The sequence below is a fragment of the Pseudomonas sp. R1-15 genome (genome assembly GCF_051132085.1).
Lineage (GTDB): Bacteria > Pseudomonadota > Gammaproteobacteria > Pseudomonadales > Pseudomonadaceae > Aquipseudomonas.
This window is the reverse complement of record NZ_CP071660.1, coordinates 490,948-505,946: the sequence shown is the minus strand read 5'-3', so window position 1 is coordinate 505,946 and position 14,999 is coordinate 490,948. Positions and strand designations below refer to the sequence as shown.

Below are 14,999 nucleotides of genomic sequence, written 5' to 3'. Positions count from 1 at the left end.
CAGCATCACATTTCAACAGGTTAGAATCGCTGGCACGCAGACTGCATGGTCAGTTTGCGCCTGCCCCCTCAAGATTCCGGAGTACTGCCTTTGACTGCGACGACCATCAACAGCCTGTTCTTGATCGGCGCGTTGCTGGTGAGTGCGAGCATTCTGGTCAGTTCTCTTTCGTCGCGCCTGGGCATCCCGATCCTGGTGATCATCCTCGCCGTGGGCATGGTCGCCGGCGTGGACGGTGCCGGTATTCTTTTTGACAACTACGCCACGGCCTACCTGGTCGGCAACCTCGCGCTGGCGGTGATTCTGCTCGACGGCGGCTTGCGCACGCGGGTCTCAAGCTTTCGCGTGGCATTGTGGCCGGCGTTGTCGCTGGCCACCGTCGGCGTGCTGATCACCACCGGGCTGACCGGCCTGGCAGCGGCGTGGCTATTCGACCTGAACCTGATCCAGGGCCTGCTGATCGGTGCGATCGTCGGCTCCACCGACGCTGCGGCGGTGTTTTCGCTGTTGGGCGGCAAAGGCCTCAACGAACGGGTCAGCGCCACTCTGGAAATCGAGTCCGGCAGCAACGACCCGATGGCGGTGTTCCTCACCGTCACCCTGATCGGCATGCTCGCCAGCGGCGAAACCGGCCTGCAGTGGAGCCTGTTGGGGCACCTGGTGCGCGAGTTCGGTATCGGCGCCGTGATCGGCCTGGGTGGCGGCTGGCTGATGCTGCAACTGGTCAACCGCATCAACCTCGCCAACGGCCTCTACCCGATCCTGGTGATCAGCGGCGGCCTGGCCGTGTTTGCCCTGACCAACGCCCTGCATGGCAGCGGCTTCCTGGCCGTGTACCTGTGCGGACTGGCGATCGGCAACCGCCCGATACGCAGTCGCCACGGCATCCTGCATATGCTCGATGGCATGGCCTGGCTGGCGCAGATCGGCATGTTCCTGGTGTTGGGCCTGCTGGTCACGCCCCATGACCTGCTGCCGATCGCCCTCCCCGCCCTGGGCCTGGCCCTGTGGATGATCCTGTTCGCGCGCCCGCTGTCGGTCATGGTCGGGCTGCTGCCGTTCAAGGCTTTCCACGGTCGCGAGAAGGTGTTCATTTCCTGGGTCGGCCTGCGTGGCGCGGTACCGATCATCCTCGCGGTGTTCCCGCTGATGGCCGGTTTGCCTCACGCGCAGCTCTATTTCAACCTGGCATTTTTTATCGTGCTGGTGTCGCTGCTGGTGCAAGGCACGAGCCTGCCGTGGGTCGCCAAGCTTCTGCACGTGACCGTCCCGCCAGAACCTCTGCCGATTTCCCGGGCAGCGCTGGAGGTTCACGTCACCAGCGAGTGGGAGCTGTTCATCTATCGCCTCGGTGCGGAAAAGTGGTGCATCGGCTCGCCGCTTCGGGATCTGAAAATGCCTGACGGAACCCGTATTGCGGCCTTGTTTCGTGGCCAGCAACTACTCCATCCGTCGGGTAGTACGGTCCTGGAAGTCGGTGATCTGCTGTGTGTAATCGGCCATGAACACGACCTGCCAGCCCTGGGAAAACTGTTCAGCCAGGCGCCGCAACGGGGCCTCGATCTGCGCTTTTTCGGCGACTTCGTACTCGAAGGAGACGCCCAGCTGGCCGCGGTCGCGGCGCTGTACGGGCTGCAACTCGACGGCATCGATCCGGACATGTCCCTGGGCCGCTTCATTGCCCAGAAAGTCGGGGGGGCTCCGGTGGTCGGCGACCAGGTGGAGTGGAACAGTACCCTGTGGACCGTCGCGGCCATGGACGGGAACAAGATCGGCAAAGTGGGCGTCAGATTCCCCGAAGGAAGTCGCCCGGGCCCCGGCTTGTTCCTCTAAACTGCTCCCACTCTCACTTGCTTGACCGGTCTTTATGCCTACCCTGCGCTCCTTTTTCGCCATTGCCCTGCTCGGCCTGAGTCTTTCCATCTGCACGGTGCACGCCGCCGAACCGCCTACCAGCGCCTCGGTCCAGGCCAGCCTGGACAAGATCGCCGACCGCAAACTGCCGGAGGCCGACCAGAAAGCCTTGCAGGCCGTGTTGCAGAACACCCTGACCCAGCTCAGCAACAAGGCCGACTACGAACAGAAGCTGCAAGCCCTCAAGCAGCAACTGGCCAACGCCCCCAAGCAGAACATCGAGAACCAGCGCGAGCTGGCGCGGCTCAAGGGCACCAATGTGGTGCCGGTGGCGCAGCGCTACGCTAACCTGCCCATCCCTCAGCTCGAACAGATGCTGACGGAGCGCTCCACCCAGCAGAGCGACCTGCAAAAGGCCCTGGCCGACGCCAACAGCCTGGTGATCACCGCCCAGACCCGCCCCGAGCGCGCCCAGGCGGAAATCTCCGCCAGCCAGACCCGCATCCAGCAGATCAACACCATCCTCAAGGCCGGCCGCGACGCCGGCAAGGCCCTCAGCGCCGAACAGCGCGACCAGCTCAACGCTGAACTGGCGGCCCTCAATGCGCTGATTCCATTGCGCCGCCAGGAGCTGGCCGGCAACAGCCAGTTGCAAGACCTGGGCAACAGCCAGCATGATTTGCTGTCGGAAAAGATCGACCGCATGGAGCGAGAGATCCAGGATCTGCAGAACCTGATCAACCAGAAGCGCCTGGCCCAGTCCCAGGAAACGGTGACCCAGCAATCCATCGAAGCGCAGAAGGCCGGCGGCAGCAGCCTGCTGGCGACCGAAAGTTCGGCCAACCTGAAGCTCTCCGATTACCTGCTCAAAAGCACCGATCGGCTCAACGAGGTCACCCAGCAGAACCTGCAAACCAAGCAGTTGCTCGATAGCGTCACCCAGACCGACGCCGCCCTGGATGAGCAGATCAGCGTGCTCAAGGGCAGCCTGCTGCTCTCCAAGATTCTCTACAAGCAGCGCCAGACCCTGCCACACCTGAAACTGGACCAGAACCTCGCCGACCAGATCGCCGACATCCGCCTGTACCAGTTCGAGGTCAGCCAGCAACGCGAGCTGTTGAACAATCCCGGCGCCTATGTCGACAGCCTGCTGGCGTCCCAGCCGTCGGAGCAAGTCACGCCGCAACTGCGCAAGACGCTGCTGGAGCTGGCGCTGACCCGGGTCGACCTGTTGGAACGGCTGAACCGTGAGTTGAGCGCGGTGCTCAACGAATCCATCACCTTGCAGCTCAACCAGAAGCAACTGCTCAGTACCGCCCAGAACCTGCGGGCAACGCTCGAAGAACAGATGTTCTGGATTCCCAGCAACAAACCGCTGGATTTCGAATGGATGCGTGGAGTGCCGGCCCGCCTGGAGAAGCAGGTCGACTCGCTGCCCTGGGCGTCGAGCCTCAGTGAGCTGGCTGACGGCCTGACCCAGCGGCCGCTGCTGTTCCTGCCCCTGGCCCTGCTGATCGGTGCGCTGCTGTGGCGACGCAAGAATCTTTATGCGCGCTTGAACAAGGTTCACCAGGATGTCGGCCACTTCAAGCGCGACAGCCAGTGGCACACCCCACAGGCGATCCTGATCAACATTCTGCTGGCGATGCCGGTGGCCCTGGCACTCGCGCTGTGCGGCTATGCCTTGCAGATCGACGCCCGCGGCCAGAACACCAACCTCGGCGCCGCGCTACTGCAGATCGGCCAAGCCTGGCTGGTGTTCTATACCGCCTATCGAATCCTCTCTCCCGGAGGCGTCGCCGAGCTGCATTTCCGCTGGGAAAAACCCCAGGTGGAATTCCTCCAGGCCTGGATCCGTCGACTTGGCCTGGTGGTGCTGGCCCTGGTGGCGGTGGTTGCCGTGGCGGAGTTGCAGCCGTCGGCCCTGGCCGACGACGTACTCGGCATGCCGGTGGTGTTGACCTGCTACGCCTCGATGGCCTGGCTGCTCAGCCGACTGCTGCTCAGCAGCCCGACGCACACCAACGCCTCGCTGTTTCGCAAGGCCGTCGGCGTGCTGTTCACCGCGCTGCCGATCGCATTGTTCGTCGCTGTCTGCTTCGGCTACTACTACACCGCGTTGAAACTCAGCGATCGCTTGATCAATACCCTGTACCTGCTGATGTTCTGGCTGGTAATCGAAGCCACATTCGTGCGCGGCCTGTCGGTCGCGGCCCGGCGACTGGCCTACCAGCGCGCCCTGGCCAAGCGTCAGGCGGCCAAGGAGGTCGGCGACGGTGAAACGGTGGTCGAGGAGCCGACCCTGGACATCGAGAAGGTCAACGAACAGTCCCTGCGCCTGATCCGCCTGGCCCTGCTGGGCGGTTTCATGGCCGCGCTGTACTGGGTCTGGTCGGACCTGATCAGCGTGTTCTCCTACCTGGACAACATCACCCTCTACGAATACACCAGCGGCACCGGCGTGAACATGAGCATGGTGCCCATCAGCATCGGCGACATGCTTGGCGCCCTGATCATCATCGGTATCACCTTCGCCCTGGCCCGCAACCTGCCTGGCCTGCTGGAAGTGTTCGTGCTGTCGAAGCTGAACCTGGCCCAGGGCAGCGCCTACGCCACCACCACGCTGCTGTCCTATGTCATCGCCGGCGTCGGCTTTGTCACGACGTTGTCCACACTGGGCGTGAGCTGGGACAAGCTGCAATGGCTGGTGGCCGCGCTGTCGGTGGGCCTGGGCTTCGGCATGCAGGAGATCTTCGCCAACTTCATCTCCGGCATCATGATCCTGTTCGAGCGCCCGGTACGGATCGGCGACACCATCACCATCGGCAACCTGTCGGGCACGGTCAGCAAGATCCGCATTCGCGCGACCACCATCACCGACTTCGATCGCAAGGACATCATCGTCCCGAACAAAACCTTCATCACCGGGCAACTGATCAACTGGTCGCTGACCGACACCGTGACCCGTGTAACCCTGAAACTCGGCGTGGACTACGGCTCGGACCTGGATCGGGTTCGCGAACTGCTGCTCAAGGCTGCCCGCGACAACCCGCGTGTGTTGAAGGAGCCGGAGCCGATCGTGTACTTCCTGAACTTCGGTGAAAGCACCCTGGACCACGAGCTGCGCATGCACGTGCGCGACCTCGGCGACCGCAACCCGGTGCTGGACGAGATCAACCGGTTCATCAACCGGGAATTCAAGAAGGAACATATCAACATCTCGTTCCGTCAGATGGAGATCTATCTGAAGAACCTGCAAGGCCAGGAATACAAACTGGTGCCCGCCGAGCCCGACCACAAGACCCTCGGGCCTGTGCCCTCGACCGTAGCCAGCATCAAGCCCGTTCCCGAGCCACCGCAACAGACACTCGACTGATCGCGGGATGCCTGCGGGCGCCCCGTCGGAGATGGCCATGAAAACACTGGAAACGCTGACTTTCGATAACCGCTTCGCCCGCCTGGGCGACGGTTTCTCGGCCCACGTGCTGCCGGAGCCCATCGACAATCCACGCCTGGTGGTTGCCAGCCCGGCCGCGATGGCGCTGCTTGACCTGGATCCGGCCGAAGCACAGACGCCACTGTTTGCCGAAATTTTCGGCGGCCACAAACTCTGGGCCGAAACCGAGCCTCGGGCCATGGTGTATTCCGGGCATCAGTTCGGCCACTACAATCCGCAATTGGGCGATGGCCGCGGGTTGCTGCTGGGCGAGGTGTACAACGAGGCCGGCGAGCATTGGGACCTGCACCTCAAGGGCGCCGGCCAGACGCCGTTTTCGCGGATGGGCGATGGCCGGGCGGTACTGCGCTCCTCGATCCGCGAATTCCTCGCCTCCGAAGCCTTGCATGCGTTGGGCATCCCGACCACGCGCGCGCTGTGTGTGATCGGCTCCGACACCCCGGTATGGCGCGAAAAGCAGGAGCGCGCCGCCATGGTGCTGCGCCTGGCGCCGAGCCATGTGCGCTTCGGACATTTCGAATACTTCTACTACACCAAGAAACCGGAGTTGCACGCGGCCCTGGCCGAGCACGTGCTGAACCTGCATTTCCCTGAATGCCGGGAGCAGCCGGAACCGTACCTGGCGATGTATCGGGAGATTGTCGAACGCAACGCCGAGTTGATTGCCAAATGGCAGGCCTACGGCTTCTGTCACGGGGTAATGAATACCGACAACATGTCGATATTGGGTATCACCTTCGACTTCGGCCCTTTCGCCTTCCTCGATGACTTCGACGCCAACTTCATCTGCAACCACTCCGACGACCAGGGCCGCTATTCATTCAGCAACCAGGTGCCCATCGGCCAGTGGAACCTCAGCGCCTTGGCCCAGGCCCTGACCCCCTTCATCAGCGTCGACGCCCTGCGCGAGACCCTGGGTCTGTATCTGCCGCTGTACCAGGCCCACTACCTGGACCTGATGCGCCGCCGCCTCGGCCTGACCCGCGCCGAGGACGATGACCAGAAACTGGTGGAGCGCCTGCTGCAACTGATGCAGAACAGCGGCGTCGACTACAGCCTGTTTTTCCGTCGCCTGGGCGAACAGGCGCCCGAACAGGCCGTCGCCCGCTTGCGCGATGACTTTGTTGATCTCAAGGGTTTCGATGCCTGGGGCGAGCTTTACCTCGCTCGGGTCAATCGCGAGGGCGTTATCGATCAAGCCCAGCGCAGAGCCCGCATGCACGCGGTCAATCCGTTGTATGTATTACGCAACTACCTGGCGCAGAAAGCCATCGACGCCGCCGAATCAGGCGACTACGAAGAAGTCCGCCGCCTCCACGGCGTACTGTCCCGTCCGTTCGAGGAACAACCGGGCATGGACAGCTACGCCGAAAGGCCGCCGGAATGGGGCAAGCACCTGGAGATCAGTTGCTCGTCGTAAGCCGCCTGCCAGTCCATCAGATGAAAGTTTCAACCGAGACACCGAAGCGCTCTGCAAGCCAGCGGATCTGCCGCAAGTTGAGCTGACGCCTGCCGCTCAGTATCTCCGAGACGACCGACTGGGCGCCTACACCTGACAAGTCGCTTTGGTTCAAGCCATGTTCGCGCATCAGATAACGAAGCGCCTCGACACCACTTGCCTCGGGCATCGGCCGCTGCTGATGGTCCCAGGCTTCGATCCATTCACTGATGATCTCGACCAGGCTCATAAGTGGGTGTGCTTCGTCTTCTCCCACCCGCTCCAATAGCTCATCAAGAGCGCCAGCCAGACGATCGTAATCTTCCTCGCTCTTGGGCTTGCGAAGCAGAGGCGATACAAATTCCCAATGGGCAGCCGCCTGTTCTATGAGTGCACTCATTCCCTTTCCTCCTTCCACTTGCCTCTGTCGTATTCCCGATGGTCAAGCACGCATTTGATGTAGAGACGCTGGTGACGGTAATGAATTACCGCAATCAGCCGCAGCTTGTTTCCACCGATGTCAAATACGTGCAGCGGACCGACCTTATCGGTTGCCGGAAACAGCTTTTTCAGCGCCGCAAAATCCGTCGGATGGTTGCGTTTGATCAACCGATACCATTGATCCAACGCGCTCGCTGAATGTGGCCATTTCTCCTTGGCCTCCCAGATGCGCTTCTCAGTAATCACATGCACGCAAAATCCTTATCGCACTTTGCTATGAGGAAAGTTAAACACGAAACTGGCGTATCGCAAATTGCGATACGCCAGTTAGACAGACGGTCAGCTATTGAAGATTTCCAGCCTAGTCGCCAAAAGCTTCAGGTATGAGGAGTAAATGTCAGCAGATATGAACGCTGTTCACCCCGCCTTATCGTTCCCCTGCTCAGGCGTCTCGATTCCCGATTCCGCTTCTTCCGCCGCCGGTTCCGCCGTTTTTTTTTCGTCGGGATACCCCGGCATGCCGCGGGCGTCTTCCGGGGTCAGCTCATCGCGATCATGGCGGTCATCGGTCGCATAGGCCGTGGCGGCGTTCGGGTCTTCGTCGCGGCCGGCGGTGCCAAGCACGAAGCCGTCGTCGTTGGGGTTGTCCAGCGTCTGGGGAAGGGTTGGGTCTTGAGGATTGCTCATGGGACCTCCGGGTTCGCAAAAATTACGTTGTGGTGTTTTGAGGGTCTGGCGGGCTCGGGGTGCGGCTCATCTGATGAATGGCGCAGCGCATCGTTCCTAAAATAGAACGCTAAGGCTGATTTTTGCAGTCTGGCGCGACAAAGGTGTCGGTTTTAATCTTTACCCATCGAAACGCAACACGGATTGAAGCCGGCGCTTCGGCCAGATGGATCACCGATTTACCGACATCTAGAAACCCTTACTCACGCCGAAACGTTCGGCCACCAAAACTTAGAGGACTACGCCATGACTACTTCCTACAACCGTCTCGACAAAGATAACGCCGCCGTTCTGCTGGTGGACCACCAGGCTGGCCTGCTGTCGCTGGTGCGCGACATCGACCCGGACCGTTTCAAGAACAACGTGCTGGCCCTGGCTGACCTGGCCAAGTACTTCCAACTGCCGACCATCCTCACCACCAGCTTCGAAACCGGCCCCAACGGCCCGCTGATGCCAGAACTCAAGACGCTGTTCCCGGACGCTCCCTACATTGCTCGTCCTGGCCAGATCAACGCCTGGGACAACGAAGATTTCGTCAAGGCGATCAAGGCCACCGGCAAGAAGCAATTGATCATCGCCGGTGTCGTGACTGAAGTCTGCGTAGCCTTCCCGGCCCTGTCGGCCCTGGCTGAAGGTTTCGAGGTGTTCGTAGTGACCGATGCGTCCGGTACGTTCAATGAACTGACCCGCCAATCGGCGTGGGACCGCATGTCCTCCTCGGGCGCGCAATTGATGACGTGGTTCGGCCTGGCCTGCGAACTGCACCGCGACTGGCGCAACGATGTGGAAGGTCTGGCGACCCTGTTCTCCAACCACATCCCGGACTATCGCAACCTCATGACCAGCTACAACACGCTGACCAACGCGAAGTAACGGCCACACCGATATACCCTGTGGGAGCGAGCCTGCTCGCGAAAGCGGTCCGACAGTCGATTATTCTTGACTGATCCTCCGCCTTCGCGAGCAGGCTCGCTCCCACAGGTTTTTTTGTGATTTGCGTATAGTGTTGTGCCAACGATTTTCAGGAGACCGACCCGATGCTGATCCCCTGCCCTCATTGCAACGGCCTCAATCGCATCCCCGCCGAACGCCTGGGCGACCAGCCCAAGTGCGGACGTTGCAAGGCCCAGGTGTTATTGAGCGAACCGTTCGAACTCAAGCAAGGCGACTACGCCAGCCAGATCAAGGGCGACCTGCCGTTATTGGTGGATGTCTGGGCGCACTGGTGCGGTCCGTGCAAGTCCTTTGCGCCGGTGTTCGAACAGGCCGCCGCGCAGCTGGCGGGTAAATGCCGACTGGCCAAGCTCGACAGCGAGGCCAATCAACAACTGTCGGCCCAGCTGGGGATTCGCTCGATTCCCAGCCTGATTCTGTTCAAGGATGGCCGAGAGGTTGCCAGGCAGAGCGGCGCGTTTCCTTTGCCACAGCTGATGAGTTGGTTGCGCGGCCAGGGGATTTGACCTCAGCACTGTGGGAGCGAGCCTGCTCGCGAAAGCGGACTGTCAGGCAGCCCCAATGTTGAATGTGCCACCGCCTTCGCGAGCAGGCTCGCTCCCACAGGTGGATTTGGTTTATGCCTGTAAATCAGGCGTTTTCCAGCAGATTATGCAATTCCACAAACTGCTGGGTCAGCTTATGCCGCGGGTCCAGGTGGATCAGCGGCAGGCTCGCCTGGTGCGACTCACGCATGCGCACCGAACTGCTCAGGTACACCGGTAAAACCGGCAGGCCTTCGGCAATCAATTCGTCGAGGATCTGCTGCGGCAGGCTGGCGCGGGCCTGGAACTGGTTGACGACGATGCCTTCTACTTCCAGGCCTTCGTTATGGTCGTCCTTCAGCTCTTCGATTTCCGCCATCAGGCCATACAGCGCCTGGCGGGAGAAGCTGTCGCAATCGAAAGGGATCAGTACCCGATCTGCGGCGATCAGCGCGGAAACCGCATAGAAGTTCAGGGCTGGTGGAGTATCCAGGTAGATCCGGTCGTAGTCCTCGTCGAGCTCTTCGAGCAGCTTGCGCAGCTTGTTGATCTTGTGTTTCGCCTCAAGCTTGGGCTGCAGATCCGTCAATTCCGCCGTGGCGGTGATGACATGCAGGTTGTCAAACGGCGTCTCGTAGATATCGACCTTGTTCTTCTTCGAGAAGGGCCCCGACGACAGGGTCTGCTTGAAGAAGTCGGCGATTCCCATGGGAATGTCCTCGCCCGTCAGGCCAGTCAGGTATTGAGTGGAGTTGGCCTGGGCATCCAGGTCCACCAGCAGCGTGCGATAACCCTCACTGGCGCTGACCGCCGCCAGATTGCAGGCGATGCTGGACTTGCCCACGCCACCTTTCTGATTGAACACCACACGCCGCATGACAAAACCTCCGTGTATCAAAGATTCCCGAGTGTAGTAGGCCAAGGCGCCGCTTCGCTACCTCGGTCATGGACGGATTACAGTGTCGGTGGCTTTTTCGCGGAACCGAGCGTCAATTTGCTCATCAAGTAGCCGAAGCGCCCAGCAGACAGCGTCGTTACAAGCGCGATAACGGCCATGCCCGAGCAGGGCCTGACCAGCCGACGGATTTCCCTGGACAAAATGTAACCAGCATTTGCTACAAGCCAACCGCACCGGGATAATGCGCGCCACTTGGGTCGCAAGGCCATGCAGGGTTGGACGCGGGTCAAGCCACTGAACCGTGACAAGAAAAAGCCCGCAGGGGTGGGATGAGTCTGTGATCAATTTCAACATCGCCCAATGGCGCGCATGGGCCCCTGGGCTCGAAAGCGTGGACGATTGGCAGGCATGGAGCCGACAACCGGCTGTGCCGCCCATCAGCGATGCGGCCCCTGACGTGTCTTTCCTGCCGGCCATGCAGCGCCGCCGACTCAGCCGCCTGGCGCGCATGGCGTTCAGCGTCGCCTGGCCACTGGCCGAAGGTCGACCGGACCTGCCGTTGGTCTTTATTTCCCGTCACGGCGAAACCCCGCGCACTTTTGAGATTCTCAAGGACCTGGCAGCCGATCAGCCTTTATCACCGACACAGTTCAGCCTGTCGGTGCATAACGCCGTCATCGGCCTGTGGTCGATCATGCGCGGCGAAACCAGCGAGATGACCGCCCTCGCCGCTACCGGCGACGGCCTGGAGCACGGCATGCTGGAGGCCGCCGCACTGCTGAACGAGGGTGCGCCGGCGGTACTGCTGGTGATCACTGAAGAGCAACCACCGCAGGTGTACGCGCCGTGGGTCAACGACGTGCCGTTTCCCTATGCGCTGGGGCTCCTGCTGACCCCGGGCGACGACTGGCAACTTGAATTATCCAGCCCGCCGGCACCCATGCCCGGCAGCGACTGGCCCCATGCCCTGGATCTGCTGCGTAAGCTGCTGGAAAACGACACCACCTGCCAACATGCCTGGAAGAATCGTCTATGGACCTGGCAACGCAACCGGTGACCGGTAAACATCGCGACGCCTACTATTGGCGCCTGCTCGCGACCGCTGCAAGCTTCGCCCTCTTCGGGCTGGGCGGGCTGTGCCTGCGATTGGTGGTGTTCCCGTTGCTCAGTGCGTTACCCGGCGATCCCACGGCCCATCGGCAACGGGCACGCCGCACGGTTGGACGTCTGTTCTGGTTCTTCATCCGGTTCATGGCCCGTACCGGCGTGCTCACCTATCGAATCGACGGCGCGGAGAAACTCGGCCGGCCCGGGCAGATGATCATCGCCAACCACCCCTCGCTGATCGACGTGGTGTTCCTGATCGGGCTGGTGCGCGACGCCAACTGCGTGGTCAAGCAGAGTCTCTGGACCAACCCCTTTACCCGTGGCCCGCTGCGCTCGACGCAATACATCAGCAACGATGGCAGCATGGACATGCTCGATGCAGCCAGTGACGCGCTGCAAGACGGCCAGTGCCTGATCGTCTTTCCCGAAGGTACGCGCACCCAGCCAGGCCAGGCCCCGGCCTTTCATCGCGGGGCCGCGGCCATCGCCCTGCGGGGCGCGAAGATCCTCACACCCGTGACGATCAAGGTCAGCCCCACCACCCTGACCAAGGCCGAACCCTGGTATCGCATCCCCCAGCGGCGCGTGCACTTCAGTTTTCGCGTTGGGGCCGATATAGACCCACAAGCCTTCACCGCGCTTGGCCCCCCGCCGCAGGCTTCGCGCCGGCTCAACGATTTTCTGCATCACTATTACATCAAGGAGCTCGCCGAAGATGAGCGATCTGCACCGTGACATCAAACAGCTGATCATCGACGCCCTTGGCCTGGAAGACATCGCCGTCGAGGACATCGGCGACGACCAGACCCTGTTCGGCGAAGGCCTGGGCCTGGATTCGGTGGATGCCCTGGAGCTCGGCCTGGCGATTCAGAAGCAGTACGGCATCAAGATCGACGCCGACGCCAAGGACACCCGTAACCATTTCAGCAATGTGGCAAGCCTTGCGGCCTTCGTCACTGCAAAACGCCCCTGAGACCGGACCATGCAAACTCGCGACGACATTTTCAACATTCTGCGTGCTGCCCTGGTCGAGCTCTTCGAGCTGGAGCCCGATCGCGTGACGCTGGAAGCCAACCTGTACCAGGATCTGGAAATCGACAGCATCGATGCGGTCGACCTGATCGACCACATCAAGCGCCAGACCGGCAAGAAGATTGCCGCCGAAGAATTCAAGTCGGTGCGCACCGTCAACGACGTGGTCGAGGCGGTCTATCGACTGGTCCAACCGGCCGCATGAGCCGGCTGATTGGCCTCGGCCTGCTGCTGGCGGGCCTGCTGTACCCCTTCGCGGTGTATTTCGGCATGGAGCACTTTGCTCCATGGCAGTTCGGGCTGTTATTGGGTGGCCTGTGGCTGGCCCGGGCGTTGCTCGGCAAAGGCAACCCCGGCAATCGCTGGATGGCGGCATCGGCGATTACCTTTTGTGTATTGCTCGCGGTGTTCGACAGCCCGCTCCTGCTGCGCTGGTATCCGGTGCTGATCAGCGCGTTCATGCTCGGGCTGTTCACCCTGAGCCTGAAATATGGCCCGCCGATGGTTGAACGCCTGGCCCGCCTGCGGGAACCGCAATTGCCGGCCAGGGCGGTGATCTATACCCGCCAGGTGACAGTGGCCTGGAGTGTGTTTTTCCTGTGTAACGGTGTGCTTGCTGCGGTCCTGACGCTTTGGGCGCCGCTGAGCTGGTGGATGTTGTACACCGGCCTGATTTCCTACGGACTGATGGGCCTGATGTTTGCCATTGAATGGCTCATACGACAACGGGTAAGAGGCCGCCCATGAATTGGATAACACTTGAGCAGATGCTGCTCAAGGCCCAGCCGGACCGCGTTGTTGCAGTCGCCCCGGCTATAAATCACGCGCAACTGCGCGACGACGCGCTGTGCCTGGCCGCGGGCCTGCAAGCCCGGGGCATCCGGCGCGTGGCCGTGCATTTCGAAGATGCCGCCGACCTCGCGGTAGCCCTGCTCGGCGCCTGGCGCGCCGGGGCGCATGTGCTGCTACCCGCCGACCTGCAAGCGCAAACCCGTCAGCGCTGGTCGGCCGACGTCGACTTGTGGCTGACCGACCTGCCCGTAGACGCCCGGCTCGACGAGATCCGCCAGGCGCCGCTGGAGGCTGCCGAACTGGACCTCGATCAGTGCTGGTTGACCCTGTGCACCTCCGGCTCCAGTGGCGAGCCCAAGCGCATCGAGAAAACCCTGCGCCAGCTGAGCAATGAAGTCCAGGCGCTGGAGCAATTGTGGGGCGCCGACCTCGGTCCGCAGGCCTGCATGATCGGCAGCGTCGCCACCCAGCATATCTACGGTCTGCTGTTCCGGGTGCTGTGGCCGTTATGCGCCGGACGCACCTTTGTGCGCCGGCAGTTGGCTTTCCCGGAAGACCTTCAGCGCGCCAGTCGCGAGCATCCGGCATTTGCCTGGGTCGCCAGCCCGGCGCTGCTCAAGCGCATGGGCGACAATCTCGATTGGCCGGCCTTGAGCAGCGTGCGCCGGGTGTTCTCCTCCGGCGGCGCACTGCCGGCCGAAGCAGCCCGCAGCCTTCGGCAACGCCTGGGACAATGGCCAACGGAAGTGTTCGGCAGCTCGGAAACCGGCGGTATCGCCTGGCGTCAGGGCGGCGACCTCTGGCAACCCTTTGCCGGCGTCGAACTGGGCCAGGACAGTGACGGCGCCCTGCTGATTGCTTCGCCTTATCTCCCAAGCGGCCATGTCGAGCACACCGCCGACGCGGCGCGTATCACTGAGGACGGGCGCTTCGAATTGCTCGGCCGCCTGGATCGCATCGTCAAGCTTGAAGAAAAACGTATCTCTTTGCCAATGCTGGAGCAGGCGCTGACGGCCCACGACTGGGTCAGCGAAGCACGGCTGGGGGTGGTCCAGGAAAATCGTGCTTCTCTCGGCGCACTGCTGGTGCTCAGCGAAACCGGCCTGCATGCCTTGCGCAACCTGGGCCGACGAGCCATGACCGAGGCCCTGCGACAGCACCTGAGCGGACACTGCGAAACCCTGGCCCTGCCACGACGCTGGCGCTGGCTGCGGCAACTGCCATTCAACGCCCAGGGCAAACTGGCCCAGGCCGAGGTCGAAACTTTGCTGATGGCGCCACGTCCGAAGGCGCCTGAAGTGCTCGACCAAGGCGAGACCGACGGCGAATGGAACCTGCGTCTGGCCGTGCCTCCAGACCTGGCGTACTTCAGCGGTCACTTTCCCACCGCGCCGGTCCTGCCTGGCGTGGTGCAAGTGGACTGGGCCTTGAACCTGGGCCGCCAACTCATGGAGTTGCCGCCACGGTTCGTCGGCATGGAAGTGCTGAAATTCCAGCAACTGGTGCGCCCCGGCGATGAAATCCAGCTACACCTGCGCTTCGATCGCGAGCGCGGCAAGTTGTATTTCACCTATCGCAATGACACCGCGGCGTGCTCCAGTGGGCGGATTGTTCTGGGGGTGGCCGATGACTAACCGCACCGCTGTCCTGTGGCGAGGGAGCTTGCTCCCGCTCGAGTGCGAAGCGCTCGCTCTTGAAAAATCAGGGGCTGCTTCGCAGCCCAGCGGGAGCAAGCTCCCTCGCCACAAAATGCTCCTCAGCCGCCGAGACATACCG

The 14,999-nt window shown here is 61.9% G+C and carries 15 protein-coding genes; 11 read left to right on the top strand and 4 right to left on the bottom strand.

Going from position 1 to position 14,999, the window contains the following annotated elements:
* Positions 1 to 90: 90 nt before the first annotated feature.
* From J3P97_RS02195 to selO, 3 genes are read left to right on the top strand one after another with little or no spacing between them, the layout of a single operon-like run.
* Positions 91 to 1,833, top strand: coding sequence for a potassium/proton antiporter (locus J3P97_RS02195; RefSeq protein ID WP_434673379.1), 1,743 nt, complete (start codon positions 91 to 93; stop codon positions 1,831 to 1,833).
* Between the two features lie 34 nt (positions 1,834 to 1,867).
* Complete coding sequence (gene mscK / locus J3P97_RS02190) at positions 1,868 to 5,230, top strand: mechanosensitive channel MscK (RefSeq protein ID WP_434602609.1); 3,363 nt, start codon at positions 1,868 to 1,870, stop codon at positions 5,228 to 5,230.
* Between the two features lie 37 nt (positions 5,231 to 5,267).
* Complete coding sequence (selO, locus tag J3P97_RS02185) at positions 5,268 to 6,731, top strand: protein adenylyltransferase SelO (RefSeq protein ID WP_434602608.1); 1,464 nt, start codon at positions 5,268 to 5,270, stop codon at positions 6,729 to 6,731.
* A gap of 16 nt (positions 6,732 to 6,747) precedes the next feature.
* On the opposite strand, the gene J3P97_RS02180 is transcribed toward selO, so the two are convergent.
* The 3 genes from J3P97_RS02180 to J3P97_RS02170 all read right to left on the bottom strand — a co-directional run bounded on the left by J3P97_RS02180 (position 6,748) and on the right by J3P97_RS02170 (position 7,877).
* Positions 6,748 to 7,149 (bottom strand): helix-turn-helix domain-containing protein, encoded by a 402-nt coding sequence (locus J3P97_RS02180; protein WP_434673378.1) that lies wholly within the window; start codon positions 7,147 to 7,149, stop codon positions 6,748 to 6,750.
* Positions 7,146 to 7,442 carry a type II toxin-antitoxin system HigB family toxin gene (locus J3P97_RS02175; RefSeq protein ID WP_434673377.1) on the bottom strand — a complete coding sequence of 99 codons (297 nt, stop codon included), beginning with the start codon at positions 7,440 to 7,442 and terminating at the stop codon, positions 7,146 to 7,148. The genes J3P97_RS02180 and J3P97_RS02175 overlap by 4 nt, the downstream gene beginning before the upstream one ends.
* 165 nt (positions 7,443 to 7,607) lie before the next feature.
* Positions 7,608 to 7,877: a hypothetical protein gene (locus tag J3P97_RS02170; RefSeq protein ID WP_434673376.1), complete on the bottom strand. Its 270-nt coding sequence runs from the start codon at positions 7,875 to 7,877 to the stop codon at positions 7,608 to 7,610.
* A 285-nt stretch (positions 7,878 to 8,162) separates the two neighbouring features.
* Between J3P97_RS02170 and ycaC the strand changes: the two genes are divergently transcribed.
* Positions 8,163 to 8,789: an isochorismate family cysteine hydrolase YcaC gene (gene ycaC / locus J3P97_RS02165; RefSeq protein ID WP_018603387.1), complete on the top strand. Its 627-nt coding sequence runs from the start codon at positions 8,163 to 8,165 to the stop codon at positions 8,787 to 8,789.
* Positions 8,790 to 8,953: 164 nt separating this feature from the next.
* Positions 8,954 to 9,376 carry a thioredoxin TrxC gene (gene trxC, locus J3P97_RS02160; protein ID WP_434673375.1) on the top strand — a complete coding sequence of 141 codons (423 nt, stop codon included), beginning with the start codon at positions 8,954 to 8,956 and terminating at the stop codon, positions 9,374 to 9,376.
* Positions 9,377 to 9,500: 124 nt separating this feature from the next.
* Here trxC and J3P97_RS02155 read toward each other — a convergent pair whose 3' ends face one another.
* Positions 9,501 to 10,271, bottom strand: coding sequence for a ParA family protein (locus tag J3P97_RS02155; RefSeq protein ID WP_434673374.1), 771 nt, complete (start codon positions 10,269 to 10,271; stop codon positions 9,501 to 9,503).
* Positions 10,272 to 10,629: 358 nt separating this feature from the next.
* On the opposite strand from J3P97_RS02155, the gene J3P97_RS02150 reads away from it, so the two are divergent.
* The 6 genes from J3P97_RS02150 to J3P97_RS02125 are packed head-to-tail and all read left to right on the top strand — an operon-like array spanning position 10,630 to position 14,857.
* Positions 10,630 to 11,349, top strand: a complete 720-nt coding sequence (locus J3P97_RS02150) for a beta-ketoacyl synthase chain length factor (protein WP_434673373.1) — start codon at positions 10,630 to 10,632, stop codon at positions 11,347 to 11,349.
* Positions 11,325 to 12,134 carry a lysophospholipid acyltransferase family protein gene (locus tag J3P97_RS02145; protein ID WP_434570102.1) on the top strand — a complete coding sequence of 270 codons (810 nt, stop codon included), beginning with the start codon at positions 11,325 to 11,327 and terminating at the stop codon, positions 12,132 to 12,134. Before J3P97_RS02150 ends, J3P97_RS02145 begins: the two co-directional genes overlap by 25 nt.
* Entirely contained in the window at positions 12,115 to 12,372 is a 258-nt protein-coding gene (locus tag J3P97_RS02140; protein WP_434570104.1) for a phosphopantetheine-binding protein, read from the top strand. Before J3P97_RS02145 ends, J3P97_RS02140 begins: the two co-directional genes overlap by 20 nt.
* Before the next feature lie 9 nt (positions 12,373 to 12,381).
* Positions 12,382 to 12,636: an acyl carrier protein gene (locus J3P97_RS02135; RefSeq protein ID WP_434570106.1), complete on the top strand. Its 255-nt coding sequence runs from the start codon at positions 12,382 to 12,384 to the stop codon at positions 12,634 to 12,636.
* Positions 12,633 to 13,178 carry a hypothetical protein gene (locus tag J3P97_RS02130; protein WP_434673372.1) on the top strand — a complete coding sequence of 182 codons (546 nt, stop codon included), beginning with the start codon at positions 12,633 to 12,635 and terminating at the stop codon, positions 13,176 to 13,178. The genes J3P97_RS02135 and J3P97_RS02130 overlap by 4 nt, the downstream gene beginning before the upstream one ends.
* A complete protein-coding gene (locus tag J3P97_RS02125; protein WP_434602602.1) occupies positions 13,175 to 14,857 on the top strand; it encodes an AMP-binding protein in 1,683 nt (560 codons plus the stop codon). Before J3P97_RS02130 ends, J3P97_RS02125 begins: the two co-directional genes overlap by 4 nt.
* Positions 14,858 to 14,999: the final 142 nt, after the last annotated feature.